The organism is Paenibacillus thalictri (assembly GCF_004307995.1).
In the GTDB taxonomy this organism is placed as follows: domain Bacteria; phylum Bacillota; class Bacilli; order Paenibacillales; family NBRC-103111; genus Paenibacillus_AF; species Paenibacillus_AF thalictri.
The window spans coordinates 12525-36808 of sequence record NZ_SIRE01000036.1 but is presented as its reverse complement, the minus strand read 5'-3'; the positions used below and the strand labels follow the sequence as shown (position 1 = coordinate 36808).

Annotated in this window: 20 protein-coding genes and 2 other RNA genes; 19 read left to right on the top strand and 3 right to left on the bottom strand. The window is 42.8% G+C overall.

The window, feature by feature from the left end:
• Positions 1-349: 349 nt before the first annotated feature.
• The 3 genes from rnr (at position 350) to ssrA (EYB31_RS35110) (ending at position 4252) form a co-directional block, all read left to right on the top strand.
• The gene (gene rnr, locus EYB31_RS35120) at positions 350-2899 is read left to right on the top strand and encodes a ribonuclease R (protein WP_131018254.1); all 2550 of its coding nucleotides are present in this window, start codon (positions 350-352) and stop codon (positions 2897-2899) included.
• Between the two features lie 383 nt (positions 2900-3282).
• Positions 3283-3762 carry an SsrA-binding protein SmpB gene (smpB, locus tag EYB31_RS35115; protein ID WP_131018253.1) on the top strand — a complete coding sequence of 160 codons (480 nt, stop codon included), beginning with the start codon at positions 3283-3285 and terminating at the stop codon, positions 3760-3762.
• Positions 3763-3888: 126 nt separating this feature from the next.
• Positions 3889-4252: a transfer-messenger RNA gene (gene ssrA / locus EYB31_RS35110) on the top strand.
• Positions 4253-4885: 633 nt separating this feature from the next.
• Here the strand turns inward: ssrA (EYB31_RS35110) and EYB31_RS35105 are convergent.
• Both EYB31_RS35105 and EYB31_RS35100 read right to left on the bottom strand, forming a co-directional pair.
• Positions 4886-5551: a DUF2628 domain-containing protein gene (locus EYB31_RS35105; RefSeq protein WP_131018300.1), complete on the bottom strand. Its 666-nt coding sequence runs from the start codon at positions 5549-5551 to the stop codon at positions 4886-4888.
• 12 nt (positions 5552-5563) lie between these two features.
• A complete protein-coding gene (locus tag EYB31_RS35100; protein WP_165452783.1) occupies positions 5564-7333 on the bottom strand; it encodes an S-layer homology domain-containing protein in 1770 nt (589 codons plus the stop codon).
• Positions 7334-7626: 293 nt separating this feature from the next.
• On the opposite strand from EYB31_RS35100, the gene EYB31_RS35095 reads away from it, so the two are divergent.
• Together EYB31_RS35095 and EYB31_RS35090 are read left to right on the top strand one after the other, a co-directional pair.
• Positions 7627-7995, top strand: a complete 369-nt coding sequence (locus EYB31_RS35095) for a helix-turn-helix domain-containing protein (protein WP_131018251.1) — start codon at positions 7627-7629, stop codon at positions 7993-7995.
• Positions 7996-8324: 329 nt separating this feature from the next.
• Positions 8325-8819, top strand: coding sequence for an antirestriction protein ArdA (locus tag EYB31_RS35090; protein WP_131018250.1), 495 nt, complete (start codon positions 8325-8327; stop codon positions 8817-8819).
• Positions 8820-8938: 119 nt separating this feature from the next.
• Here EYB31_RS35090 and EYB31_RS40495 read toward each other — a convergent pair whose 3' ends face one another.
• Positions 8939-9565: a hypothetical protein gene (locus EYB31_RS40495; RefSeq protein WP_165452782.1), complete on the bottom strand. Its 627-nt coding sequence runs from the start codon at positions 9563-9565 to the stop codon at positions 8939-8941.
• Between EYB31_RS40495 and EYB31_RS35080 the strand changes: the two genes are divergently transcribed.
• From EYB31_RS35080 to EYB31_RS35015, 14 genes are all read left to right on the top strand, one after another.
• Positions 9564-9743, top strand: a complete 180-nt coding sequence (locus EYB31_RS35080; protein WP_131018248.1) for a hypothetical protein — start codon at positions 9564-9566, stop codon at positions 9741-9743. The genes EYB31_RS40495 and EYB31_RS35080 overlap by 2 nt on opposite strands.
• Positions 9744-9859: 116 nt before the next feature.
• The gene (gene radC / locus EYB31_RS35075) at positions 9860-10468 is read left to right on the top strand and encodes a RadC family protein (RefSeq protein WP_131018247.1); all 609 of its coding nucleotides are present in this window, start codon (positions 9860-9862) and stop codon (positions 10466-10468) included.
• A 191-nt stretch (positions 10469-10659) separates the two neighbouring features.
• Positions 10660-11397, top strand: a complete 738-nt coding sequence (locus EYB31_RS35070; protein ID WP_131018246.1) for a hypothetical protein — start codon at positions 10660-10662, stop codon at positions 11395-11397.
• A 399-nt stretch (positions 11398-11796) separates the two neighbouring features.
• Positions 11797-12699, top strand: coding sequence for a hypothetical protein (locus EYB31_RS35065; RefSeq protein WP_131018245.1), 903 nt, complete (start codon positions 11797-11799; stop codon positions 12697-12699).
• Positions 12696-13517, top strand: a complete 822-nt coding sequence (locus EYB31_RS35060) for a hypothetical protein (protein ID WP_131018244.1) — start codon at positions 12696-12698, stop codon at positions 13515-13517. Before EYB31_RS35065 ends, EYB31_RS35060 begins: the two co-directional genes overlap by 4 nt.
• A 170-nt stretch (positions 13518-13687) precedes the next feature.
• Positions 13688-14533: a recombinase family protein gene (locus tag EYB31_RS35055; protein WP_131018243.1), complete on the top strand. Its 846-nt coding sequence runs from the start codon at positions 13688-13690 to the stop codon at positions 14531-14533.
• Positions 14534-14619: 86 nt separating this feature from the next.
• The gene (locus EYB31_RS35050; protein WP_131018299.1) at positions 14620-16215 is read left to right on the top strand and encodes a recombinase family protein; all 1596 of its coding nucleotides are present in this window, start codon (positions 14620-14622) and stop codon (positions 16213-16215) included.
• 98 nt (positions 16216-16313) lie between these two features.
• Complete coding sequence (locus tag EYB31_RS35045) at positions 16314-16730, top strand: hypothetical protein (protein ID WP_131018242.1); 417 nt, start codon at positions 16314-16316, stop codon at positions 16728-16730.
• A gap of 39 nt (positions 16731-16769) precedes the next feature.
• Positions 16770-19199, top strand: a complete 2430-nt coding sequence (locus EYB31_RS35040; protein WP_131018241.1) for an HD domain-containing protein — start codon at positions 16770-16772, stop codon at positions 19197-19199.
• 63 nt (positions 19200-19262) lie between these two features.
• Positions 19263-20315 (top strand): PIN domain-containing protein, encoded by a 1053-nt coding sequence (locus EYB31_RS35035; protein ID WP_131018240.1) that lies wholly within the window; start codon positions 19263-19265, stop codon positions 20313-20315.
• A gap of 6 nt (positions 20316-20321) precedes the next feature.
• Positions 20322-20658: a transfer-messenger RNA gene (gene ssrA / locus EYB31_RS35030) on the top strand.
• 307 nt (positions 20659-20965) lie between these two features.
• Complete coding sequence (locus tag EYB31_RS35025; RefSeq protein ID WP_131018239.1) at positions 20966-22384, top strand: hypothetical protein; 1419 nt, start codon at positions 20966-20968, stop codon at positions 22382-22384.
• 258 nt (positions 22385-22642) lie between these two features.
• The gene (locus EYB31_RS35020) at positions 22643-23446 is read left to right on the top strand and encodes a restriction endonuclease (RefSeq protein ID WP_240763170.1); all 804 of its coding nucleotides are present in this window, start codon (positions 22643-22645) and stop codon (positions 23444-23446) included.
• Positions 23447-23560: 114 nt separating this feature from the next.
• Entirely contained in the window at positions 23561-24268 is a 708-nt protein-coding gene (locus EYB31_RS35015; RefSeq protein ID WP_165452781.1) for a hypothetical protein, read from the top strand.
• Positions 24269-24284: the final 16 nt, after the last annotated feature.

Here is a 24284-nt window from a genome sequence, read left to right as displayed (position 1 = left end):
CCTCCGGCAGCGGGAACAACAACGCCTCCGGCGACAGCAACACCGCAAAAATAAGAAAACTTCTGATCGAAGCCCTTTTAACGAAGCGCATTCGTGCCATACAGGAAGCTTTTCTTGCGGATTAGATGGTTAGCGCCTCAGGCATATCATCTGATTCTATACGAAACGACAGCAGGACAATGGCTCCTGCTGTTTTTTTATTCCACGGCAAGGGCCAGGCTTTGATTTCGCTAAAATCGGTTATACTGTTAATACTATCGGTCCGGGCCCACATTATTGCATATGCTTGCACATATCATAAAACACGTGAAACGTGAACGTTAATTGAATAAAGAAGGATGGTGACCCTGTGATAGATGATGAACAGCTTCTTAGCTTTATGCGCGAGACGGCGTATAAGCCGATGACCTATCAAGAGCTAGAGAAGCATTTTGGCATTGAAAGCGCAGAGGAATTTAAGCAGTTTTTAAAGCTGCTGAACAAAATGGAGAATGAAGGGCTTATCTTAAGAACCCGCAATGAGCGATACGGTGTGCCGGAGCGTATGAACCTGCTGCGCGGCAAACTGCAGGCGCATGCCAAAGGATTCGGCTTTCTGCTGCCCGACGATAAGGATTATCCGGATGTGTACATTCACGCCAACGATATGGCCGGAGCCATGAACGGCGATATAATCCTGGTTCGGATTACGTCGAAAAGCGCGAGCGGAGGCCGGATGGAGGGCGAGGTCGTGCGGGTGGTGAACCGTGCGAATTCGCAAGTGGTGGGCACGTTCCAGAACCACGATACGTATGCTTTTGTCATACCCGACGATAAACGGATTGTGAGAGATATTTTTATCCCTCTGGAGAAGTTTCATGGAGCGATGGACGGGCATAAGGTCGTCGTTAACCTTGTGCATTATCCGGAAGGACGGGCGGCGGCCGAAGGGGAAGTTATCGAGATTCTGGGCCATCGCAACGATCCGGGCGTTGATATTATCTCGATTATTCGTAAGTACCAGCTGCCGGAGGCATTTCCCGACGAGGTGATGGAAGAAGCGGAGACGGTGCCGGAGTCGATCGGACCCGATTTTGATTTGAGCGGCCGAAGGGATTTGCGGCATAAGCGTATTGTCACGATCGACGGCGAAGATGCGAAGGATCTGGACGATGCGGTCAATGTGGAGCGGCTGCCTAACGGGAATTATGTGCTCGGGGTGCATATTGCCGACGTCAGTTACTACGTTCGCGAGAATTCGGCGCTTGATCGTGAAGCGTACAACCGGGGCTGCAGCGTGTATTTGGTGGACCGGGTGATACCGATGCTGCCGCATCGTCTGTCTAACGGAATCTGCTCGCTGAACCCTCAAGTGGACCGGCTCACCATGTCGTGTGAGATGGAATTTGACGCTGGGGCCAACGTGGTTCGGCATGACATTTTTACAAGCATGATTAAAACGACCGAACGGATGACTTATAAAAATGTGCGCATTCTGCTGGAAGGCGAAGATACCGAGCTGATGGAGCGGTATGCTCCATTGCTGGATGATTTTCGTCTGATGGAGGAGCTCGCGCGGAAACTGCGGCATAAGCGGATGCGCCGCGGCGCGATTGACTTTGATTTTCAAGAATCCAAAATTCTTGTGGACGAAAACGGCAAACCGACGGATATCGTCAAAAGGGACCGTACGATCGCGGAACAAATTATTGAGGAATTCATGCTGGCCGCCAATGAAACGGTTGCCGAGCATTTTCACTGGCTCAAGGTGCCGTTCCTTTACCGGATTCACGAGGATCCGGATACGGAAAAACTTCAGCATTTTATGGAGTTCATTACGAACTTCGGTTATATCGTGAAAAGCAAAGGCAACACGCTGCAGCCGAAGGCGCTTCAGTCGCTCCTGGAGGAAATCAAAGGGACGAAAGAAGAGACGGTGATCAGCACGGTGATGCTGAGATCGATGAAGCAGGCGAAATACGATGCCCAGAATACGGGGCACTTCGGACTTGCCGCGGAATTTTATTCGCATTTCACCTCGCCGATCCGCAGATATCCCGATCTGATTATTCACCGTGTAATGCGTGAGGTGCTGGAGCAAGGCTCTTTGTCGGAAAAGCATTACGATTATTTGGCCGGACGTATGGACGATTATGCCAAACAATCGTCGGAGCGTGAGAGAATCGCCGTGGACGCGGAGCGGGAGACCGAAGCGCTGAAGAAGGCGGAATACATGCTCGATAAAGTCGGAGAAGAGTTTGAAGGCATTATTAGCAGTGTGACTAGCTTTGGCATTTTCGTAGAGCTGGAGAATACGGTGGAGGGGTTAATTCGGCTCAGCGATCTGACCGACGATTATTACCACTACCATGAAGCGCAGCATGCTTTGATCGGCGAGCGCACTTCGAAAATATACCGGCTCGGCGACGAAGTGAAGGTACGTATAGCCCGGGTTAACATGGATGAGCATACGATCGATTTTGAGATGGTCGATATGAAGCCGCGGCAGAAAAAAGTCGGTTTCGGGTTCGGCGGCGATACCTTCAAACCGGTGCGTGAGGCTCAACGGGGTGGAGATAGAGCTCGCAATGGCCGCAGCGCAAGAAGTACAAGCGGCGGCCGAAGCGCAGGCGGCAGCCGGAGCGGAGGAAGCGCTGCAGCCGGGGAATTTAAAGGCCGCCGAAACAGCGGCAAAGCTTCCAGAAGCGGCGGCGGTGAATATGCGGCGGGAGCAGGCAAAGACGCCCCGCGTGAGGGCGGCGGTGCCGGTACAAGGCTGTCGGCAGCGTCCGGTAAACCCGGAGGCAGACGTAAAGGCGCGGCTGATGCAGCGGGCAAAAGCGGCGGCGGCCGGAGAGGCCAAAGCAAAAGCGGGAAAAAAGATTTTATCGGCGCTTTTGTAAGGAAGAAGAAAAAGTAAGGGTTTGAGTTACAGGATTTAAAGAACGATCTACTGGTGGCTGGAAGGTTGTCGGAAGAATCTCAATTAATTCAATCCGATCCGGGATATTCTCAATCGATTGCGGCCACTGGTTTGCATCTAGAGTTCTATCGAAATAATATGGTGCTGCTTCGTATTATGGTAACTGCAGTGAGTCGTGGTCCGACCACCGCCATGCGATACTCTCGTATCGTTGCCGGCCGTTGCCCGAAGCCGATGACTTCCAAATGTACGCGCCGTGCAAGGCTTGGCCATTGAGTCTTTTTTTATAATGAAATTGTCCGGCGTAAGAGCTTGATTTATTGGGCGGCAGTTGATACAATTTACTCCAATCCAAATTTGACTTGATTGAGGGTGGTTTCATGGTCAAGAAAGCGGATGGCAAGGTGCTCGCCCAGAATAAAAAGGCTTCCCATGACTATTTCATCGAAGAAACCTATGAATGCGGCATGGTGCTGACCGGCACGGAGATCAAATCGCTGCGTTTGGGCAGAGCGAACATTGGCGACAGCTTCTCGACGATTCGTAATGGCGAAGCATTTGTCCACAATATGCATATCAGCCCATTCGAGCAGGGGAATCGCCACAATCCGAGCGATCCTACGCGGGCCAGAAAGCTGCTGCTGAAGAAGAGGGAAATCAGCAAGCTGCTTGGTCTGGCTAAGCAGCAGGGCTACACACTAGTGCCACTGAAGGTGTACATCCGCAACGGCTATGCGAAGTTGCTGCTCGGTTTAGGACGCGGGAAGAAGCAGTTCGACAAACGCGAAACGGAAGCAAAGCGGGATGCGCAGCGCGATATCCAACGGGCGCTTCGCGAGAAGCAGAAGGTGGCGCGGTAATCCGGTTTTCTTTTGCCAAGTTTGCCATCAGGTTGATCTGTACAGCGGCTCAACTTGTGATATAATAAGTAAGCATCAAATTTGCAGCTGGCATGACGACAGTAGCTATGATGCTCTTTCTATCTCGGGGACGTTTTTGGATTCGACGGGGGTAGTTCGAGCATGAGTAGCGGGTAGTGGGGAGCGTCCGCTTCATCAACGCTAACGCCTATTAAATGGCAAACAACAACAAAACTACGCTTTCGCAGCTTAATAACCTGTGAGCGTGCTTCTGCTTAGCATCGCCCATGTGCTAGGATAGGGGCTCAACCTTAGTGGGATACGCCGTTTGGTCTCCGCCTGGGGTCAAACGGAAGAAGACAATCAGGCTGACCCAACGCGTAGCCGGTTACGGGGCGACGCTCGGGTGACATCAAAACTGTGACTACACCCGTAGAAGCTTATGTGGCGTTATCTTCGGACAGGGGTTCGACTCCCCTCGTCTCCATTTAAAATGAACGAAACGACAGCCATTAGCCGCTGTCGTTTTGTTTTTTGTATACATGGTGGTTCATGAAACCGCGATGCTAAAGGGTTTGTTGCTGTTCTGGCTTTGAATACATAAAACTTCGGACACTATGCATTGGGGTTAGCTCCATCGTCACCAGTTTTGATGTCCCCAAAGCGACGCCCCGTAACCGGCTTCCTCTTTGTCAGCTTGTTTATCTTCTTCCTTGTTTTGCTAATATTAATTACAGCGATGAGAGTGTTTTTTGTACGATACCCCACCTACCGGCGTGTTGGCTAATAAAAAGAAAAGATACAGCGTACCATGAACTATACACTGTCCACTTGATGTGACTATCGATTTCTGCAATTTTTCTGAGAAAGGGCTGACATTCTTACTTTTCAGTTCATTCTTGCCTTGCACCAACAAACATGCCAATGAACAATGGATTTAGGCATCGAACGAATGATTGTTCAGCGATCCCACAGGATTAACTCTATAACAAGGAAACCATCCTTTATTTTGTAAACCTACTCTGTAAATATCAAATGAGAATAAATATTATCTGGAAGAACAAAGATAAGAGCGTCGATTAAACTGACACTCTTATCCGTCTGTATTATTTTTACATGGACTCTACATGAGCATCTCTAATATATCCAATATTTCACCTAACACTACTATGACCATGGTAATGAATACTGTGAGAAGCAAACCAACGACACCAATGCCGCCTTGCTGACGTATTCGTTTTTCACGTTCCGCTTCGTTTAATATTTTGGATTTTACATGCTCTATCTTCCCTTTTGCGTGGCTGTAGTACATGCGGTTTCCAAAGAAGCCCATTACAAGTGGAATCACAAAAAGTGAGATCGAAAATATAGCAAAAGGAAAAAATTTACGCAAAAGGTCACTTATTGCTTCACTTGAACTATAAGTAATAATTACTAAACCTATGAGGATTAAAAGAATATGGACAAGGAAGACAATCAGTAGATTAAGGTACATCTTGCGATAGACTAACCAGAGAAATCCACAGAAACAAGCCGCCCAGTTCCATCCTTTATCCCTGAGCTTCCATTTCTTTAGGTAAAAATCCGCATTTCTTCCGATAAATGTACGAAACTCCTGTTCCTCACTCGACAGTTGATTGTATCTGGAAGCTTGATTCATATTGTTGTTTGTATTGGGCGAACTTGCACTTTGCGAAATGTCATTCGCTTCAACTTGAATCCGGTTTCCGCACGAACGGCAAAAGATATCGTCATTTTGCACTTCCTTACCGCACTTTGGACAGTACATGCTTTCCGCCCCTTATAAGTTAATTCGACGGATCGCCTTGTTTTCGTCGTCATACACAATGATATTGCCTTGACTGTCGAAGCTCAATTGACTGATTTTCTTGATGGGGATGCCGTCGTTGTAAGTCAAGTCTTTGCCGTCGATGAAGGTTGTCAGTTTTCCATCAGTAGTTAGTTCGTAAATGGTTGTGCCGCTGGAAATATAAAACTTGCCCTTATTGGTACTGATAGTATCGAATTCTATATTGCCGATCGTCTTGATTGTCTCAACTTGACGCGGGAAGAGATGAACTTTAGACAGGGTATTATTACCCGTTCCAAAAGTGAAGATATCTGTTTCTGTAATAATGCCTTCTGCTACTCCACTCAGGTCAACACCTGTTTTATCATTTCTACTTGCGATTACATCGGATGTATGACTATCAAGAGAGCTTTTGTAAATAAAATCACCAAATCCGATTTCTTTGAAGAACATGGTATTGGGATCACTGAAGGCAACAAAATTACTATAATCGCTGATCCATCCTGAAGTGCTCGTTTCAATAGAATTCAATTTATAAACGACGCTATGAACGGAAGGACTGATCTCGAAAATGTTTCGATGGTAGCGATACTCCCTATCAGAGGATTTTGTAATTCCCATTAAATACAACTTGTTACTGGTGATATTATAAGCAAGCCTGGTCGGCTGAAATTTGGTGTAATCGAAGTGAATTACATTCTTCCCCTCTTGCGAGTACTCCCAATTGAATTGACTATCGATAGTCTTGAATGTCTCAAGAGTTCCGTTTGATTTGTTAAACTTACGAATCTTTTTCTTGCTACTATCAAGAACGTATACATTATCGTCCTTATCGACAACCATGTTGTCAACCTGATTAATCTTTGCCTGATAAACAGGCCCATCCACATCACCCGTTCCTGTGCCGCCTACAAGGGTATCAACGCTAAACTTAGCCGCTTGTGATGGTTGTTGTGATTGGTTCGTAGTTGTCGGCGTGGTTGTCTTGGGAGCCGGTTGCGGATTCGTCGATGGTTGCGTTACAGGTGCTGTAGGCGTTGTGGAAGAGCCTCCTTGCCCTCCGACTCCCTTATTATCATTCCCATACAGAAAAGCTCTGTAAAGCAAAGCTGATGCCTCTGCCCGAGTTATGGTTGCCTGTCCTCTGAATGTTTCATCGGGGTAACCGCTAACCAGTCCTTCTTTGACGGCGATTGCAACATAATCCTTCGCACTTTCACTAATACTCTCGAAATCCTTGAACATCGGTTCTACTGCCGCCCGATTGGCAAGTCGAGTGTCGTATCCCTTTAACCTGACGATGGCAACGGTAATGTCCTCTCTGGTCGCAGGAGTATCTGGGTTAAAGTTATACTGACTATTAGCCAGCCGGTAGCCGGTCATATAGTCTTTTACAGATTCAACGAACGGACTTGCCCAATTGGAAACAGGAACATCACTAAATGAAGCGTAGTTGACTTTAGCCGGTTTGATGCCAGATGCTTTGACGATGATCGTAGCAAATTCAGCTCGCGTGATTGTATTTTCCGGTCTGAATTTATTGTCTACGTAGCCTTCGATTACTTTCTTCTGAACCATGTTAGCAATATAATTATAAGCCCAATACGTTTGTGGCAAATCGGTAAATGTCACATATGGGGTTGATTGAGGTGCATTTTTAAGTTCTTCTCCATACTCAATTGGTGCGGATAACGCTTGTCCGGTCAATGCAATGGTCAGTACACCCGTCATAAGTGCTGATGCAAGTTTTTTCTTGTTCATGTGGTTTCCCCCAAGTAGTATAGAATGTGAAATCAATAATTTACAATGATGTCGCGGTGAAAAATCATATTTATTGTTTCCGGTTAAGCAATCATCTCCTTGTATGTAACTGACGCAATCCATGTGCTTTTGAATACAGTCACCCTCTCATTGAGTAAGTTGTACTAAGTGGAAGTTCATTCCAATGCGACTATTATACTACACACTACTCTTATACGTTAAGTTTATATTTCAACGATGATAGTATTCGAGTCCCATTCATTCTCTACTAATCTTTAGTAGAGGTGATCGTCATGTTTGATTTCAAAAAAATGGTTGGTGAACGAATTCGCAGTATTCGGAAAACCAGAGGACTGACACAGGAAAGATTAGCCGAACTATCCGGCCTTAGCTTTACGTATATAAGTGATGTTGAAAGGTCGAGTCGTAACATCTCTCTGGAGTCGCTGGGTCGCATTATTATCGCGTTAGGAATCAAGCCTGCCCAGTTGTTCGAAAATACCGAGGATGTTGAAGATCATTCTGGTGCAGACGTTACACGTACCAAAATCGAATCCTTGAATGCGTTACTCGCCAATCGTCCAGTTGAAGATGTGGACTTCATCATAAAAATGACACAGGAATTTACGAATACGGTTGATCGGAGAATACGGTCACAATGAGATGAATACTGCTCAATTTGCCTATATGGCAAAAAAATCATATATAATTTTTCTCGGTACCTCCATACATAATTGAAGTACCCCCGGTTGGCGTTTCATGCCCCACCCGGGTCAAATAGGGATGTAATCTGTCGTAACAGACAGGTTGCATCCCTTTTTTGTTTCTATTACCTTGTTTGACAGCGAGGAAATGGATGGTGAGAGGCGTCCTGATTGAAAGTGAGGTGAATACAGATGAACAATTAAAATATTACACTTATCGTCGTTGTATTTGAGTTTGCGGTGATGTTCGAGAGAGCAGTACAAATTGCTGATGGAGGAGATTTTGGATGCAGATTAGGATTTGCTTGGCAAAAGAAAGAACATGCGGTCGGACAACTATAGAGGGAACATGGCTGACTCTTCCCGTGAGTCGGGATGAATTGGAACAGGCTATGCAACGCATTGAAGATAACGATACAAAATGCCTGATAGTCGATTTCGATGCTCCATTCATCATTGATAGATACGATGATGTATTTGCAATCAATGATGCCGCCGCTGTGCTCGGTCAATATGATTATCGGCTTGTATATGCGTTGTGCGGGTGTACTGAAGGCGTGGATCAAGTAATTCACATCTTGAAAGGCGGACATTACGTTGTGTACTACGATGTGGGTAGTCTTCGTGATGTTGCTGATGAATTGGTGCGGTTAGGATATTACGGCTGCGTTCCTGCCGGTATAACGCGTTTCATCGATTACGACAAAATGGTAGCTGAATTGGAAGAAGCAGGCTGGCACATGCAGTATGAGATTCGTGTTGCTGTTTTGCCGCTGTTGTAGGCGATTGGTCGCGATACATTTTGAGAGTTGGTATGTGAGCAGTTGAATTGTCTCAGGTTTGCCGTACGATTGAAATCCTAGTTTTTAGTCTATCGATAAACCGTTACTGCCTGCTTGCATTAAAGCGGGTTATTTGTGTTTGCATTTGACAGTGATAAATTCATCGGTTGTGAGATTAACCGGAGCAGTGAAAGGAGGTGAGCACATGGTTGAAAAATGCGGATTGCCTGAGGAATTAACAACTGTCTTGAAACAACTTGTGATGAACGGCGGCATTCGTATGGCGGGCATATTGCTGTACTCATATTGTCGTCGGATTTATCAGGTTGATGATAGTACAGCGGCTCGATGGATGACGGCATACTTTCATCGGGAGTTTCCACAACAGTTACAACGGCATCAGATGCAGGTTGCAAAAACAAAAGGTTGATACATTGTTCTATTTCAGTAGAGTCATGGAGGTAGGCGAATCCACAATGAACTTTCAAACATTCAAATGCAACAGCCAGAAGCAGTATCTCGGATTCTGTGAGCAAAAAGGATACATTTACAGCGTTCCGATTGACGCTGAAAAGTATGCTGTCGTCGCATTGCAGAACTCGAAGGTTACTGTTCTTATCAGTTTTACCGCTCAAATCCGAAGGTAGGCGACGTTGTTTGACATCGATCAGACGGTGCTTGTGATGTGCTGCAGTATAACGCTTATTGGGATTAAGTTCCATTGTATGAAGGGAGGTGATAAGCATGGCAAAGATGCATGAACTAATGAAGAAAAGAAGCTTTCTGCGATCATTGATGAAGTCGATGGATAAAGATGCCCCACTTCATACGGAAGAAGGGAAGACCTATTGTCAGATTCTAGTCCGTACTGCACTAATTCAGCTTGATATCGACAGTCTACAAAAAGAAAAAGCCGCCCGATAACGGAGCGACTAAGAAAAAATAACATTGTATTTATATTATCCAATTTCACCAAATCTTGCAACTGGAGGAGTCGCCGCGGCTTCTCTTTTTTGCATTTATTAATGGAGGCTGCCCAAATGAATTCATATGAGTTGTCATCAATCAAATCCCTGTTCGCTGAAACACTCGCAGAAAAAACCGGCTCCTATATCATTGAAGAAATATTCTCCCGCTTCCCGTCTCTTGCTGAGTTGATGGATGTTACGGAGCAAGAATTGCTGAACATCAAAGGCGTTGGCCCTCGCAAAGCCCATCAAATCATGGCCGCTCTGCAATTGGCAAGAAGGTTAAATATACCATCCGGTTCTCCGTTCATCATCCGCAGTCCGAAAGATGCCGCTGATTATTTAATGCCTGAATTGCGGTATCTTCAGCAGGAACGATTCTGCCTTCTTCATCTAAATACCAAGAATCATCTGATACAAAAAGACATCATATCTATTGGAACTTTGAACAGTGCGATTGTTCATCCAAGAGAAGTATTTCGTGCTGCAATAAAACGAAGCAGTGCTTCTATCTTACTGGCACATAATCACCCAAGCGGCGATCCAAGCCCTTCACAAGAGGATATTTCTTTAACAAAACGTCTCGTCGAGGTTGGGGAAGTTGTCGGGATTGAGGTTTTGGACTCTCTCATAATTGGCGATAATCGATTTCTTAGTTTGAAAGAGCAAGGGCTAATGTGACAAACCATTACAAAAATCGCTTATCGAAACAGTTGTGACATGTGATGTGATGGATAGCGATGGCGACGATTGTCTGAAATATGGCATCGCCATGCTATCCACCATACACACCCATCCATTTACAAATGACTTTCGATCAACCGTCTTAATATTATTCCCATAAATACATTTTGAAAGGATTGATTCTCACTATGAAAGATCGTCAACTACCTGTAGTCGTTGAAGTAATTGAGACACGATTGGTACAAATGAAATCTATGCTACCATGGTCTGCACGTTTAAGTAAAGAAATCATTGAGTTGGACTCAATAGACGGAAATCACAAATATGTTATCGTCGTTAGCGACAATAAACATGATTCAACACAATCCATCTGGATTAATTGGTTCGAGCGAATCACCGGATGGAAAGTCAGGTTATTTGATTCATTATTGACTACCGGCCCTCTTCTGTTGCTCGATAAGATTCATAAGAAAATATATTTCCGCAGTGACCTTCTACGGTTGTCTTTTACACAGTTTATCGAGTTGTTGAAACAAATGGCTGATACAATCATTCATGATACATCATCAGCCATTCAGAAGCTTCAAGAGAGCGTTATAAAGTGGTCAACCACCCTTCCTTTCTCTGTTCAACATTACGAAACTATCTCAGCCAAGATTACTACAAATGGTCTGCGTTTACCTGCATCATTTAAGCTGTCTGCGAATGATTTCTATGTTTCTCTCATTACATGCGACAATGAAATTTTCTTGCGAACTGCAAATTTCAGTTTTATGGCGATAGTTGATGCTTTGTTGCCATTATACGCAATTGAAGTGATGATCCGGTTCAATGGCGTACATTTAGAAATTCAGATGCCAAAAGAAATTCGCGAGGCTCTGGTCGCTATGGAAACCATTCAGTTGACAGTCAAGAAGTTGAATTAGAATCACTATATTGAATACGAAAATATGGTTGGCGTCGATTTTCTTGTTCGCAACATTCTACAAGGAGCTACCATTGCTGGAGGCTCTTTCCTGATTGTTAAGAACCTCGATTAGCGTCGATTGATGTGCTAGTTCTGAAAACATCCCCTTCCGTCCCCTAAAGGGGAGACGCAAAGGATTACCACCCTTTGCATTCCCGTCACTCGGCGTGAGCCAGCCCTTAGCTAACGCTAAGGACAATATTCAGTGTCAGCGTGATGAGTCGTCATATCAACCCTAAAATGCACTCGCTCTGCTCGGGGTTGACATGACTTGAGTAACATCGAACAAGTGATCTTCTTCACCTAAGCGATCATTGGCTTTACACTACATTTATACTACAGATCAATGGAGGCTAACATGGTAACAACGATAGACGTATCAGCATTCATCTATAATCTCCACGGGAAGCCATCGTTTGAGGTTGTAAAACAATGGTTTACTTTTCAACGTAAGGTTCTCTTTGATTTATACGGCAACTTCTTTGATGATAAAGATAGGTTTAGAATCTATTTGTACCTGTGTAAGTTCTATAGTGTGAAAGATAATCTCTCTATGTTGAGTAAACAAAAGATCAATGTTGACTTGGGATATGCGACACTAGCCGCTAATTCGACGAAGTTGAATAACTACTCACCAATAGTTGATGCTGTATTGGATAGCTTGGAAGCAGAACATTTTATTCAAAGAAGAGGAATTAGTATTCGGTCTTCATTCAGATGCTCTTTGTTAACTGCTCCTGACTATAATCCTCAAACACAGAAGTTCACAAGTAATGCAGATATTCCATGCAATCATGCGAATCTAAAGGGTATTAATCATGGTTTCATCATGGTCCCTACTAAAGCTGTAACTAAGGAACGACTACGTAACACTCCTGGTACGAGGCAAACGTGGAATGATCGTAGATTGAAATTTCTTTTAATGTTGTATGCTCATTGCCATATTGAATATTTCGGCGGGATAGATAAGCGTATCGTATCAATCAATCCTGCTGGGAAGATGAGTTTAGACGAAGGTTTCTGCTATAATCTAAACGTATCTCCCAGTGCAGCTCTGACAACGATGGAGTGGTTACTACGCAAAGGTGAATTTGTCCCGGTGAGATGCTACTTTCTTAGAGGCGTGTACTACGGTGATGTTGGAAAGTGTAAGCCAAACCCTGACTTGAAAGAGCATATTATACTTCGTCCCAAATATTTGATAAAGCATACGTTTGACTCTTTAGAAATGAAGAAAATTAAAGGCAGGATGTTCATATGAAAAAGCCTCTTCGCACATTATCAGTGTTGATTGACCCTACCAGCGTTAAGATTGAGCATGACGCTTCTTCGTATTTAAAGATATACGACGCACCACGAGCTCAATCGTATCCACATGAAGAACGAGGTGTTTGGAACGATATCAACGTGCTTCAATACATCCCGATGATGGATTTTCAAGCGAAGATATCAATGATATTTAGATCGGCGATAAGAGAGGTAGGGTACCAGTTGCCGCTGCTCGGCATATATAATGTTGAAATATCAATCGAATCGTCAAGAAACATTAATGGACGCCAGTTGCTTTTAATAATGAAATCAATATTGGACGGTATAAACAAACTTGTCGTAGCATCTGATCAATTTATTAACAGTGCTGCTATTGGGCATTCCTTCAAGGCATCTACGAAAAGAACAGCAATATCGCAGTCCCCTGACCTAGTTACGATTGAGCTGTATGAGGTGGGCGGCGGCGGTAATCAAAAACTTATTCATAGTGTGCGAGAAAGGTTTTATTGTGAGCCAAAGGTCGAGCCGCTGTTCTTAGACTGGGGTCATTCTTATTTTCCGCTCGAATACCAATATACCGATCCTATTATCGATGGGTTACAGAAGGATGGTATGCAGATAGCTGTCGGCGGGCCGATGCAAGTTCAAATGTCATTTCAACTATCAGATATGAGCAAAGACATCGACAACATGGCAATCTTCTACTATGCGATCCTAGAAGGTACAGGTCTGCGAGACGACGACGTATACTCTATTCGATTGAAGAAGACTAAATCGGCTACCGAGCACACGGAGATAGAGCTTTTGTAGAAAACTCGTATTTTACTCGTACGGGACGAAAACCCCGCCGCAGCCAGGATGCATGGATAAATCGGAGTGGAAGACTACCGACTCTCATAGAGAGGCACAACGTCGAAAATCGATCTGACTTAGATCGGTTTTTTTATATTGCAATCTAAATATTAAAAGGGGAGCAGAGAATGAACGTCGTTATCTACTTAAGGGTATCATCCGAGCAACAAGCAGAGAAGCAATTATCCATTCCGGCCCAACGTGAGGCATTGCAGAAATTCGCTGAGGAGAGGGGCTGGAGGATCGTAGATGAATTCGTCGATGAAGCGAGATCGGCGAAGACTGCAGATCGTCCTGATTTTCAAAGAATGATTGCCGACGCCCAAAAAACCGACAGAACGTTTCAAGCCGTCCTAGTTCATAAATTTGATAGGTTCAGTCGAAGCCGTGAAGATCACGTTGTTTACAAAGCCCTCCTGAAGAAGTTGGGTGTTTTTGTTTTTTCGGCAACAGAACCAACTGAGCCTGAAACTCCGCACGGCGTTCTTCTTGAAGGAATGCTTGAGGTTATCAGTGAGTGGTATAACGTCAACTTGAAATTCGAAACGCTAAAGGGCATGCGAGAGAATGCAGAACAAGGTTTCCATTGCGGCGGCAGAGCTCCGTTCGGTTATCGTCTGCATCGTAATGGCAGCAAAGTGAACTATATTCTTGGCCCGGACATCGAGGTAAGTATCGTAAAGCAAATATTTCAGTTAGCGGCCGCGGGCAATGGAGGCAAGAAGATAGCACGTATCTTGAACGAGCAAGATGAATCCGGTGTAAAGGTTTGGCGACCATCTACTGTGCTTTCAATTATTGATAACTACGCTTACTGCGGTCATCGTATTTGGAACAAGAAGTGCGAGGTAACGAAAACGAAGAATCCCAAGGAGGATTGGATTATCAAGAAAAATGGTCATCCAGCGATTATTGATGAAAAGTTATGGATTGCAGCACAGTCAGCAGTGAAGTCTCGTAAGATCATGAAATGAGTAGCATGATGTTCGACGCAGGTATGCCTAACGGTATGCCTGCTTTTTTTATGTCCAAAAACCATAATACGAAGGAGTTGTTTACTATGAAAGTAGTTTGTTATGTTAGGGTTTCATCTGATCGTCAAGCAGAAAAGGAGTTATCAATCCCCGCTCAATTGAAAGCTATTCAGCAGTATTGCCGCGAAAAAGGCTGGACTATCGTTCATGAGTTTGTAGAGAAAGGACAATCAGCTAAGACGGATGATCGTCCAGAGTTTCAAAAGATGATTGCGATGGCTAAACGTGCCAATCGTAATTTCGACGCTATCGTCGTCCATAAGTTCGACAGGTTCTCTCGGAAACGCGACGACCATGTTTTTTATAAAGCATTGCTTGGTCAGATTGGGGTTAAAGTGATTTCAATGACAGAGCAGACAGAGGATAATACGCCGCAAAATGTGCTGCTTGAAGGAATGCTTGAAATCGTATCGGAGTTCTTCAATGCGAATCTGGCTGTTGAAGTTCGTAAAGGAATGACTCAGAATGCGAAGAAGGGCTATAGCAACGGCGGCACACCTCCGTATGGCTATCGAACAGAACATATTGCATTAGGAAATCAGAAGACAAAGGCAGTATGGGTTCCCGGCCCGCGTGAAGAGATAGATATTGTTCGTTTTATATTCAATCAATACGCTCTTGAGGATAAGGGCTATCATAAGATTGCTTCCGCATTGAATGAGCTTAAAGTGCCGACGCAGAAAGGACGAATGTGGTCAACCTCTACGATTCGAGCCATTATTCATAATGAATCGTACATCGGCAGGAGAGTATGGAACAAACAAGAGTATCAAACGAAGGGTGTAAAGTGGCGTGATCGCTCAGAATGGGTTGTAACGGAAAATGCCCATCCAGCGATTATTACCGTCGATCTATTTGAAGAATGTCAGGAGAAGTCGAAGAAACGGCATAATGGAGGCGGCGTGGTTCATACGGCAGTTGGAACTGCATCGGTATCACCCTACTGGCTCCGTGGAATCATGGTATGTGATAAGTGCGGTTCTAAGATGATCGGCAATGTTACATCAGCAAAAACGGGCGGTCATAGATACTATGTATGCGGCGGTTTCCAACGAAAGGGTAAAGAGTTCTGTTCCTATGTATCGTGGCGAAAAGAACGAGTTGAAGAGATAGTTACGAACAAGTTGCGTACGACGCTTCTTCGTTTATCAATGGATAACCAGCTTGAAGAAGAGATTCTACATTATCACAATGAGAAGAACAAACATGTCGTTGTCAGGCTCTCTAATGTCGATGCTGAAATTGCATTTCTAACTCGGCGGATCCAATCAGTGGAACAGGACGTTCAGGCCGGCAAAGGGAAGCCGTACCATCAGGAAATGCTTGCGGAGATGAACCAGGAGCTTGCGGATAAGCATATTGAGCGTGAGGTACTGGCATCACAGGTTGAGCATGTGAATTTGCCAGAGAATTATGTTACGTCGGTGAAATATGATATTCAGACACTGATTGGTTTGCTGGATGCAGATGTGCAGAATCCCGCGTTGTTGCATCCGATTGTTGGGAAGTATGTTTCGACTGTATATATACAGCGAGAGACAGGAAAGCTGTTTTTAACGATTCAATTTAAGGTAAGTGATATTGTACTATACGAAAAGATATTGGTTACAGAATTTAGATAAATTGTAAGCTGTTCAGTCGACAATCGTTTTGACAGCCAGCTATCGATATGAGAACATATCATTGAGTCAAGCATCTCATAATGGAGGGGCTGGTAAGGTTGTCGGCTGAGCTTCGTATAAATATTCAAGGTAAAAACCCGCCTGTATGGGCAATAGGCGATCAAAGCGGATCATACTTTTCATATTACGAGAATGAGCACGGCGAGCAGTGGGTAGCAAAGATAGATGATGGATTTCTGCGGATTTCAGGAATTGAGCTCGAATGGGAACAACTCCAGCTTACGGTTGAAGAAGCGATAGCAGAGAATAATCGTATTGTTGACCAGATAGTTGCAGGTACACTGATGCAGTCGAAGGATATTCCTGAAAGCGTTGGCAAGGCTTATTTGGAGATCGCGGAGTCCCATCGACGGGGATATCAAGGCGAGCTGCCACTGGCACATCTTATATTTGGATCAGGTGAATTGCTGTGGTTGGCGTCTGTGCTTAATACGGCTATTTCAAGGATGAAGTAGTATTTTGAAAAGAATGTGTAAACAAGGGCGGGATATTGTATGCAAGACGATTGGCGTGAAGAGACAAAATTGAGATTGAAAAATTCTGCCTTGTACCAAGCACTAGTTTCAAAGTGCCGAAGCGAAGATACGGATCATGTTGTCGTCCTCGTAGATGATGTTTGTCACTACTCTTATCAAAAAACAAAAACAATTCTCAGATATATGGGTGAATTTACACTTCACGATGGAGATCATCTATTTAGGGTTTTAGGTTTAATGGAGAAACTTATCTCAGAAGAAAACATCGTTAAGTTATCAACTCCAGAGTTGCTATTGCTCATTTTAAGTGCGTTTCTTCATGATATTGGTATGGCACCGGATGAAAAGCATGTTATTTCATGGCGAAAAGTATGGGACGTTAACCCTAAGTTTGAAAACGATTGCGAAGAAAAAGAATATTCTCAGTTTAAAAGATTTACCTTGGCTAGACCAGATAGAATGGAAACAGTAGAGGAACTTGTTGGCCAAGGAGACTACAGTAAAGCAGACTTATTAAAAGGTTATTTAATATCTGATTATATTAGAGAAACGCATTCGTTTCGTTCGAAAGAAATAATTGCTCGGGATTGGGCGGGCAAAATTAAGTATAAGGATACAGATTTAACGTGGGAAATCTCAGAGATATGCTTCAGTCATAATGAAAATGCTTTGTCTTTACTGGAATTAGATAGGTGGCTTTTGTGTGGACAAGGTGCTTACGCATGCCTGCCTTTAGTTGCAGTTATCTTGAGACTGGCTGATATATTAGATTTCGATGCTAAGCGTACTCCAGCAGTTTTATATTCGCACTTAGCAGTTAAACACCCTGTATCTTTAGAAGAATGGAATAAACACAGGGCAATCGAGTCTTGGCTGATAAGTAATACATGTATTCAATTCCATGCAAAGTGCACGCATCCTGCTATTGAAGCTTCGATACATGCATTTTGCAATGTAATAGATTTTGAGCTTAGCGTAAGTAATAATATCGTATCTACTATTAATGAGTTTCATCGTGGTGTGCATAGAGATCTAATGATGCAAATACCATTTAGTGTTGATAGGACTAAAATCACAACTAAAAAAGATATTTATGGTAAGCCGCTCTACTTGTATAGAGACACTCAATTTAATCTTAGTAAAAGCCAGGTAATTGATTTACTGATGGGAACTAAACTATACGGCGATCCAGAAGTTGCCCTAAGAGAACTAATACAAAACTCTATTGATGCATGTTTGTTGAGACAAGCATTAGAAAAACGTTGGGGGAATTTTTATTCTCCTGAGATAATCGTAAAATACAGCGAGGAAGAACATCAAGATGTACTTGAAGTAATAGATAACGGTACTGGTATGGATCAGGATATTATTGATAGATATTATTCAAGAGTTGGTTCATCCTTTTATAAATCATCAGATTTTTACGACTTGAAGGCTGAAACGAAAGCGGATTTTAATCCTACCTCAAGATTCGGTATTGGGATATTGTCGTGTTTTATGGTCAGTGATACTCTTATTGTTGATACCAGAAGGATTTATGGACCTCATGATTCTAGTGAGCCGATTAGTTTAACTGTTGAAGGACAAGAAAGCATTTTTTTAATCAAGAAAGGTGAGAGACGTACTCCAGGTACTTCAACTAAATTAGTTTTAAGAAAAAATAAGAATCCATGGGATAGAATGACCGATGAGGAATTTATAAATTCCGTAGTAAATGTAGTCCCGAATCCACCATTTAAAATAATAATTCAGAGCAATAGTAAAGTAGAATCTCGTGACGAAAATAGCTTTAAAGATATAAAAGTAGACTCCATAGAAGACGATGATTGGCAAGAGCATGAGAATATACGGAGAATAGAGTTTACAATAGACGATAAGGACAACATAGGTATTGTGGGTCTTGTTGTAGTCTACCTTCTGGAGGATCAAGGAAAGCCAGTAGAGCAAATAGAATTGTTAACAAAGAAAGTAATAATAGACGAAAAATCATATGAATTAAAAAAATCATACTCTATGGGTAGCAATGATATTGATATGCATTCGACGTCCATTGGAGTGAATTCAGAAAATGAGATTAAGCAAACCTCAAATTATAGAAGTGTAGTAGAATCTAAGTCTAGACTTTCTTTGCACGGAATCGAAATTCCAACAACGCTGTTTCCTGATTCATGGAGAGTACAAAAAAATCAGGTGCGAATAGAGTGGCCATTAACAGTACTATTAGTGATTGATGTTTGCGGTATTAGAGACCTTGATTTAAACTCATCAAGAACACAAGTAATATATAGCGATAAATGGTATGAATTTGAGGAGCAATTGGCATTCGCCATTTGCAACGCAATTGCGAGTTCAGTTGGTTCTAGCTATTGGAATTCGCTAAAAGGAATTTTGTTGAAAAATGCTAAAAGTAAACAATTTATTAGTGGATTGGAAAGAGTAAATAGGTAACTCGTTGAATGTTATTTTATGATGTGCAACGGTAGCGGTTGAATTATAGTAGGAGGTTGAGAGTTGGAAGGGTTGAAGCCAATTAATGTTTTTATCGATTCATCGATTTACATTTCAAGAAACTTTAATTTCAAAGATCAACTGCTTGGACAAATAGCAAAGTTGGCAAATGAAAATCATATAAGACTCTTTATTACAGAAATAGTCGTGAATGAATTAATGAACAAAATAAACGAAAAATCTAGAGAAGTTAAATTAGCGTTAGAATCACTTCGTAAAAAAGGTATGATTCTTCGTCATGTATCACAATATAACGCAATCTTTAACAGTGTTTTAAGTAACTCGATTAACTCAGTCATTGAAAAGAATTTTGATGATTTTAGGGAAATTTCAAAAATATCAACTGTTTCAGTTGATTCTGTGTCGATAAGTAAGCTATTGAATAGTTATTTCCAAGGGACTGCTCCATTCAGCGATAAAAAGAAATCGGAGTTTCCTGATGCCATCAATTTAATGGCACTAGATAGTTGGTGCAATATTAACTCTGAACAAATGTATGTAATTTCTTCAGACAATGATTTGGCGAATTATTGCGAAAATAATTCAAACTTGCATCATATAGAAACTGTTGACTTATTTTTAAATCTAGTGACAAGTACTGACGAGTTCAGACATAATTTTGTTGTGAATTTAGTGGGAAAACACTTTGAAAATATTGAAGAAATTATTAGTCGTGATTTTCCTGATCGGGGATTCTCCGTGGAAAATGAGGATGGTTATGTTGAAAATATTGAAGTTTTGGGTGTTGAATTAGAAGATGACGTGAATGTTATTGAATTGGGAAAAAATAAGGCAACCCTTCAATTTGAAGTAAGAGTTAACTTTGAGGCAGAAGTGACCTATACAGATTATGAGAACTCTATTTTTGATAAAGAAGAAGGGAAATATCTTTTTGAAAAGGAGGTTGAACTTGAAGTCGAGACCGATGTTTTAATACCTGTGATAGTTCAAATTGATTTTAATATATCTGACGAAAACGAATACAATGTGATTAGCTGTAAAATAAATGACGACCAGGATATTTCGTTTATGTTTTATGGAGAAGATTACAATTAAAAATTTGAGCATTAAATATGAACATGATTAGTGGGGAGCATCCGCTTCATCAACGCTAACGCCTATTAAATGGAAAACAACAACAAACTACGCTTTAGCAGCTTAATAACCTGTGAGCGTGCTTCTGCCTAGCATCGCCCATGTGCTAGGATAGGGGCTCAACTTTAGTGGGATACGCCGGTAGGTCTCCGCCTGGGGTCTACCGGAAGAAGACAATCAGGCTGACCTGAAGGGGAGCCGGTTACGGGGCGTCTCTAGGGTGACATCAAAACCGTGACTACACCCGTAGAAGCCTGTGTGGCGTTATCTTCGGACAGGGGTTCGACTCCCCTCGTCTCCATAAGTAGTACCAGAAGGGATGTCCGCTGAGGGCATCCCCTTTTGTTTTCTTACTACGTTGTGGTTGCTGAAGCCTTGCTACCACTGAGTTTTCAGGCATCTGCTAACGGTATCTGGACTCATTGTGATATTCATAGTATGCTTCATTGTCTTCATTAAAGAAGATGATGCCATGGGGAAATTCAAGAGTGGCTGTGGTTGTGCTTTTTTTGGGTTGCTGTTGCTCATATCCATAGTGGTTGTTATCATGTTATCCCTTATGGGACGTTAAATAAAATAATAAACAATAGGCGAACCAGGAGGGATTACGTTTGAAACAGGTATTTATTGGGCTTGTCATTTTGGCTGTCGCTGCTGGATGCAGTCAGGAGACGGATCAAAAGGGGAGTTTGTCCAATCAAGCTTCTATCCAGCAAGGCAAGCAGCTTTCGGAGCAGGAAAAGATCATCGCCGTGCAAAAGGCCAAAGAAGATTTCATATCGGAATTTAAGGTTCCAGAAGCAAATGTGGGTGAACCTCTCCTCTATGATTTGAACAATGACGGTCAGGATGAGATCATCATATACACCGTCAAGAAGACGTTGATGGATAAAGCAGATGTCTACGTGTCTGTATATAATCCGCAGACAGGAGTCAGAACTGTTTCCAAAAAGTTTGATGATAACGGTTCGGCAGTATCGGTATTCAAAATAAACAATCCTTCGTACAAGAAGGCTCTTGCTGTCGTAATGTACGGAAATGGTGGCTATCTGGCTGAGGTCTTTACGGTTAAGAAGAATGAGATTGTTAGTATTGATCACGTAGCATCTCAATTTCACGACACTAACGTGATAGCTGATGTGGATCAGGATGGATACGAGGAATTCAAAGGATTTGAAAATGAAAGTGATAACGGCTCAAACAGGGTTCCCCTCTCAGCAGGCTTCGTCAATGAGATTGTTTTTAAATGGGACGAGAAAAGTAAAAAATACAATGCCAGTACGTTTGGCGAGGATGGCATGCAGGATACACAACGCGGCCAAACTTCTGAATTGGCACCTGAAAAGGCTCTACAGATATTACAGACCGCATATAAACTTCAATTGTCATGGACAGGGCCTAAGTCCGAACAGGAGGCGAGGAAGTTCATGCGACCATTCTTCTCTAATAATTTTACCTATGAGTTTCTGAATGATAACATGGGCAAATCATCTGGCAGTAAAGGCATTATTCCCAAGTACAGCCAAAGCGATGACACACGCTGGCTACTGCCTTCATATACAAAAGCTGATTTGCAGCTATCGGATGATAAAACGACAGCTACAATCACTCAGTCTATCGAACGCAATGTGGAAGGAAGAATCTATACAGTTCAAGCAACGGTGGTTCTCGTGAAAACGAAGTATGGCTGGAAGATTGACAAGCTTACGTATTCTGACGCCAATAAAGTGGATACGTTGACGCGACTGAAAGGAAAGTGGAATACTCCGCCAAGCAAAAGCGAATTATTACAGGACGTATCTATTGAATTTAAACTAAGCGATAAGAAGAATGGAGTTATGGTCAGTGCCAATCTATTCGGTACGGAAAGCATGGACTTTAAGGTTCTGTCCTTCGATGATACAAGCATTTTCTTTGAGTACAAGGATGGTAACAAAAGCGTACCAGCTATCATTCGCTTTCTGGACGATAACCGTATTCGCTTCACCAGCGATATGGGAACAGACATGATGCTGGGCAGAAGCAAATAGGTCAATCAGTCGAGCATATCTAGGTGTGAAACAACGGCGGGGCGTAACGATCAAGAGAGTGTAGGAGATCGAGGAAATGATATTGAATGGATGAGTATCTATATCGCCAGTTGTTCTTCCAAGGAAGAAATTTGCTGAATCATAGGGAATAATGAAGCAAGGATTCCAAAAATGGTATTTTTGTCCTATAATCGTATATAGGCATAAGGAAGGGTGTTGCCTGGCGGCGCATCCCTTTTTTATTTAGGTAGGTGGCATATGATTAACCATTCTATTCATTGGCTTTCTTCTGGTCCTATACAGTTTCCTAAGCTTCCCTTCGGCTCCGTAGGTTGGATGCTTACAGGCATTCTTGTTCTTAGTGTGATTGTATCCATCTTGGAACAAACGACTATAGGGAAGAAGCAGCAGCGAAAGAAGCGCAGATCAACGACTAAGAAGATAACTGTACCAAGGCGTACTTTAAGAAATCCAAAAACTGATGAAGCTATCCTAGCAAGCAAGCTTTCTGACTTGTCTGGAGCTGAATTTGAACGGCTTCTTGCTCTATACTTCCGTGATCAAGGGTACACGGTTCATGAGGTTGGAGTCGGTGGCAATGACGGCGGTGTGGATTTGGTCATTATTGATAGACGCGGCGAGAAGACAGCAGTACAAGCTAAGTGTTATGCCGATCATAACTCCGTTCCTGTTCAAACTGTGCGTGAACTGGTCGCGGCGAAAAGGAATCATGACTGTATTCTATCGCTGTTGGTAACAACTTCAGATTTGACAAGGCCAGCGAAGAAGGAAGCAGAGCAATTCAAAGTGGATTATTGGCATGGAGGGCTTGTAGAGCAGAAGCTTAGGGCATGGGGGAAGTGGCAACCTGGGAAGAAGGTTCCGCGGCAAGCGTCTATAGCTAGATCGGATATTATGAAGGCTCATAAGGAAGTGGCCGCGGCAGCCACCTCGATGACATGCAAATGTGGTGCTCTCATGGTTAAAAGGTTGAGCAAACAGGGTGAGGAGTTTCTTGGATGTAGTAAGTTTCCGTCTTGTAGACATACAAAAACCATATAGGCACGCTATTAAGTGCGACTTAAGTTATGCAAAGGAATTTATTGTAGAGTCATTCAGAAGGAAAAAAAGCTTGAAACCATAGGAAAGATAGGTTCGAAATAGGAGGTGAGATGTTTGTCGCGTAGCATTGAAGAAATCCTTTCTCATAGAACTGATATTTCTAAATATGTAGTCCATCTAACAAAAGCTAGAGACGGGAAAAGCGCTAGGCAAAACCTTGTGTCAATTATCAAAGATGAGATTATTCATGGCTATAACCATCATTGTCTCTTCTCTCCAAAGCTTAGAAGAGAAGATATCGCTCTTCAAGATCGGTTCAACGTCGTGTGCTTTACGGAAACACCTTTGGATAAGATTCATTTATTGACCAGCATATCAGGAAGGAAGGTTGATCTGGAAGCATATGGTCTTGTGTTCAAAAAAAATAAGATCAGAGAATCCCGTGGTAATCCAGTGTTGTATGTATATGATGAAAACACGCTTATGATTAATTACCTGCACCAGCAATACGACGAATTTATCAGGGCTTATAACGATGAAGGTGACCTAGGACATTTCTTTACCTTGGGAGCAATTATCAATATCGTTAAAAAAGGCCATGACTTTCATTGGGAAAGGGAATGGCGTGTAAGACGAAAAATAAGGTTCAATTTAAGTTCTGTATTTGCTGTAATCGCTCCATCCGCAGAACATGAAAGAATTCGGAAAGCAGTTGGAACAGACGAAATCAAATACATACCGTTCGTTGACGCTAGATGGAATACTGAGGAAATGCTTGATGAAATCGCCTGTTATATGTGGAGGGATTTACAACCAGAGTAATCTTTAATCATTATGT

Excerpts from the sequence above, each read along its gene's own strand:
- EYB31_RS35095 (WP_131018251.1), top strand. The coding sequence starts at position 7,627 with ATGTTTGATTTCAAAAAAATGGTTGGTGAACGAATTCGCAGTATTCGG.
- EYB31_RS35105 (WP_131018300.1), bottom strand. The coding sequence starts at position 5,551 with ATGTACTGTCCAAAGTGCGGTAAGGAAGTGCAAAATGACGATATCTTT.
- EYB31_RS35100 (WP_165452783.1), bottom strand. The coding sequence starts at position 7,333 with ATGAACAAGAAAAAACTTGCATCAGCACTTATGACGGGTGTACTGACC.
- EYB31_RS35050 (WP_131018299.1), top strand. The coding sequence starts at position 14,620 with ATGAAAGTAGTTTGTTATGTTAGGGTTTCATCTGATCGTCAAGCAGAA.
- smpB (WP_131018253.1), top strand. The coding sequence starts at position 3,283 with ATGGTCAAGAAAGCGGATGGCAAGGTGCTCGCCCAGAATAAAAAGGCT.
- radC (WP_131018247.1), top strand. The coding sequence starts at position 9,860 with ATGAATTCATATGAGTTGTCATCAATCAAATCCCTGTTCGCTGAAACA.
- EYB31_RS35060 (WP_131018244.1), top strand. The coding sequence starts at position 12,696 with ATGAAAAAGCCTCTTCGCACATTATCAGTGTTGATTGACCCTACCAGC.
- EYB31_RS35080 (WP_131018248.1), top strand. The coding sequence starts at position 9,564 with ATGGCAAAGATGCATGAACTAATGAAGAAAAGAAGCTTTCTGCGATCA.
- EYB31_RS35070 (WP_131018246.1), top strand. The coding sequence starts at position 10,660 with ATGAAAGATCGTCAACTACCTGTAGTCGTTGAAGTAATTGAGACACGA.
- EYB31_RS35090 (WP_131018250.1), top strand. The coding sequence starts at position 8,325 with ATGCAGATTAGGATTTGCTTGGCAAAAGAAAGAACATGCGGTCGGACA.
- EYB31_RS35040 (WP_131018241.1), top strand. The coding sequence starts at position 16,770 with ATGCAAGACGATTGGCGTGAAGAGACAAAATTGAGATTGAAAAATTCT.
- EYB31_RS40495 (WP_165452782.1), bottom strand. The coding sequence starts at position 9,565 with ATGCTTATCACCTCCCTTCATACAATGGAACTTAATCCCAATAAGCGT.
- EYB31_RS35065 (WP_131018245.1), top strand. The coding sequence starts at position 11,797 with ATGGTAACAACGATAGACGTATCAGCATTCATCTATAATCTCCACGGG.
- EYB31_RS35055 (WP_131018243.1), top strand. The coding sequence starts at position 13,688 with ATGAACGTCGTTATCTACTTAAGGGTATCATCCGAGCAACAAGCAGAG.
- EYB31_RS35020 (WP_240763170.1), top strand. The coding sequence starts at position 22,643 with ATGATTAACCATTCTATTCATTGGCTTTCTTCTGGTCCTATACAGTTT.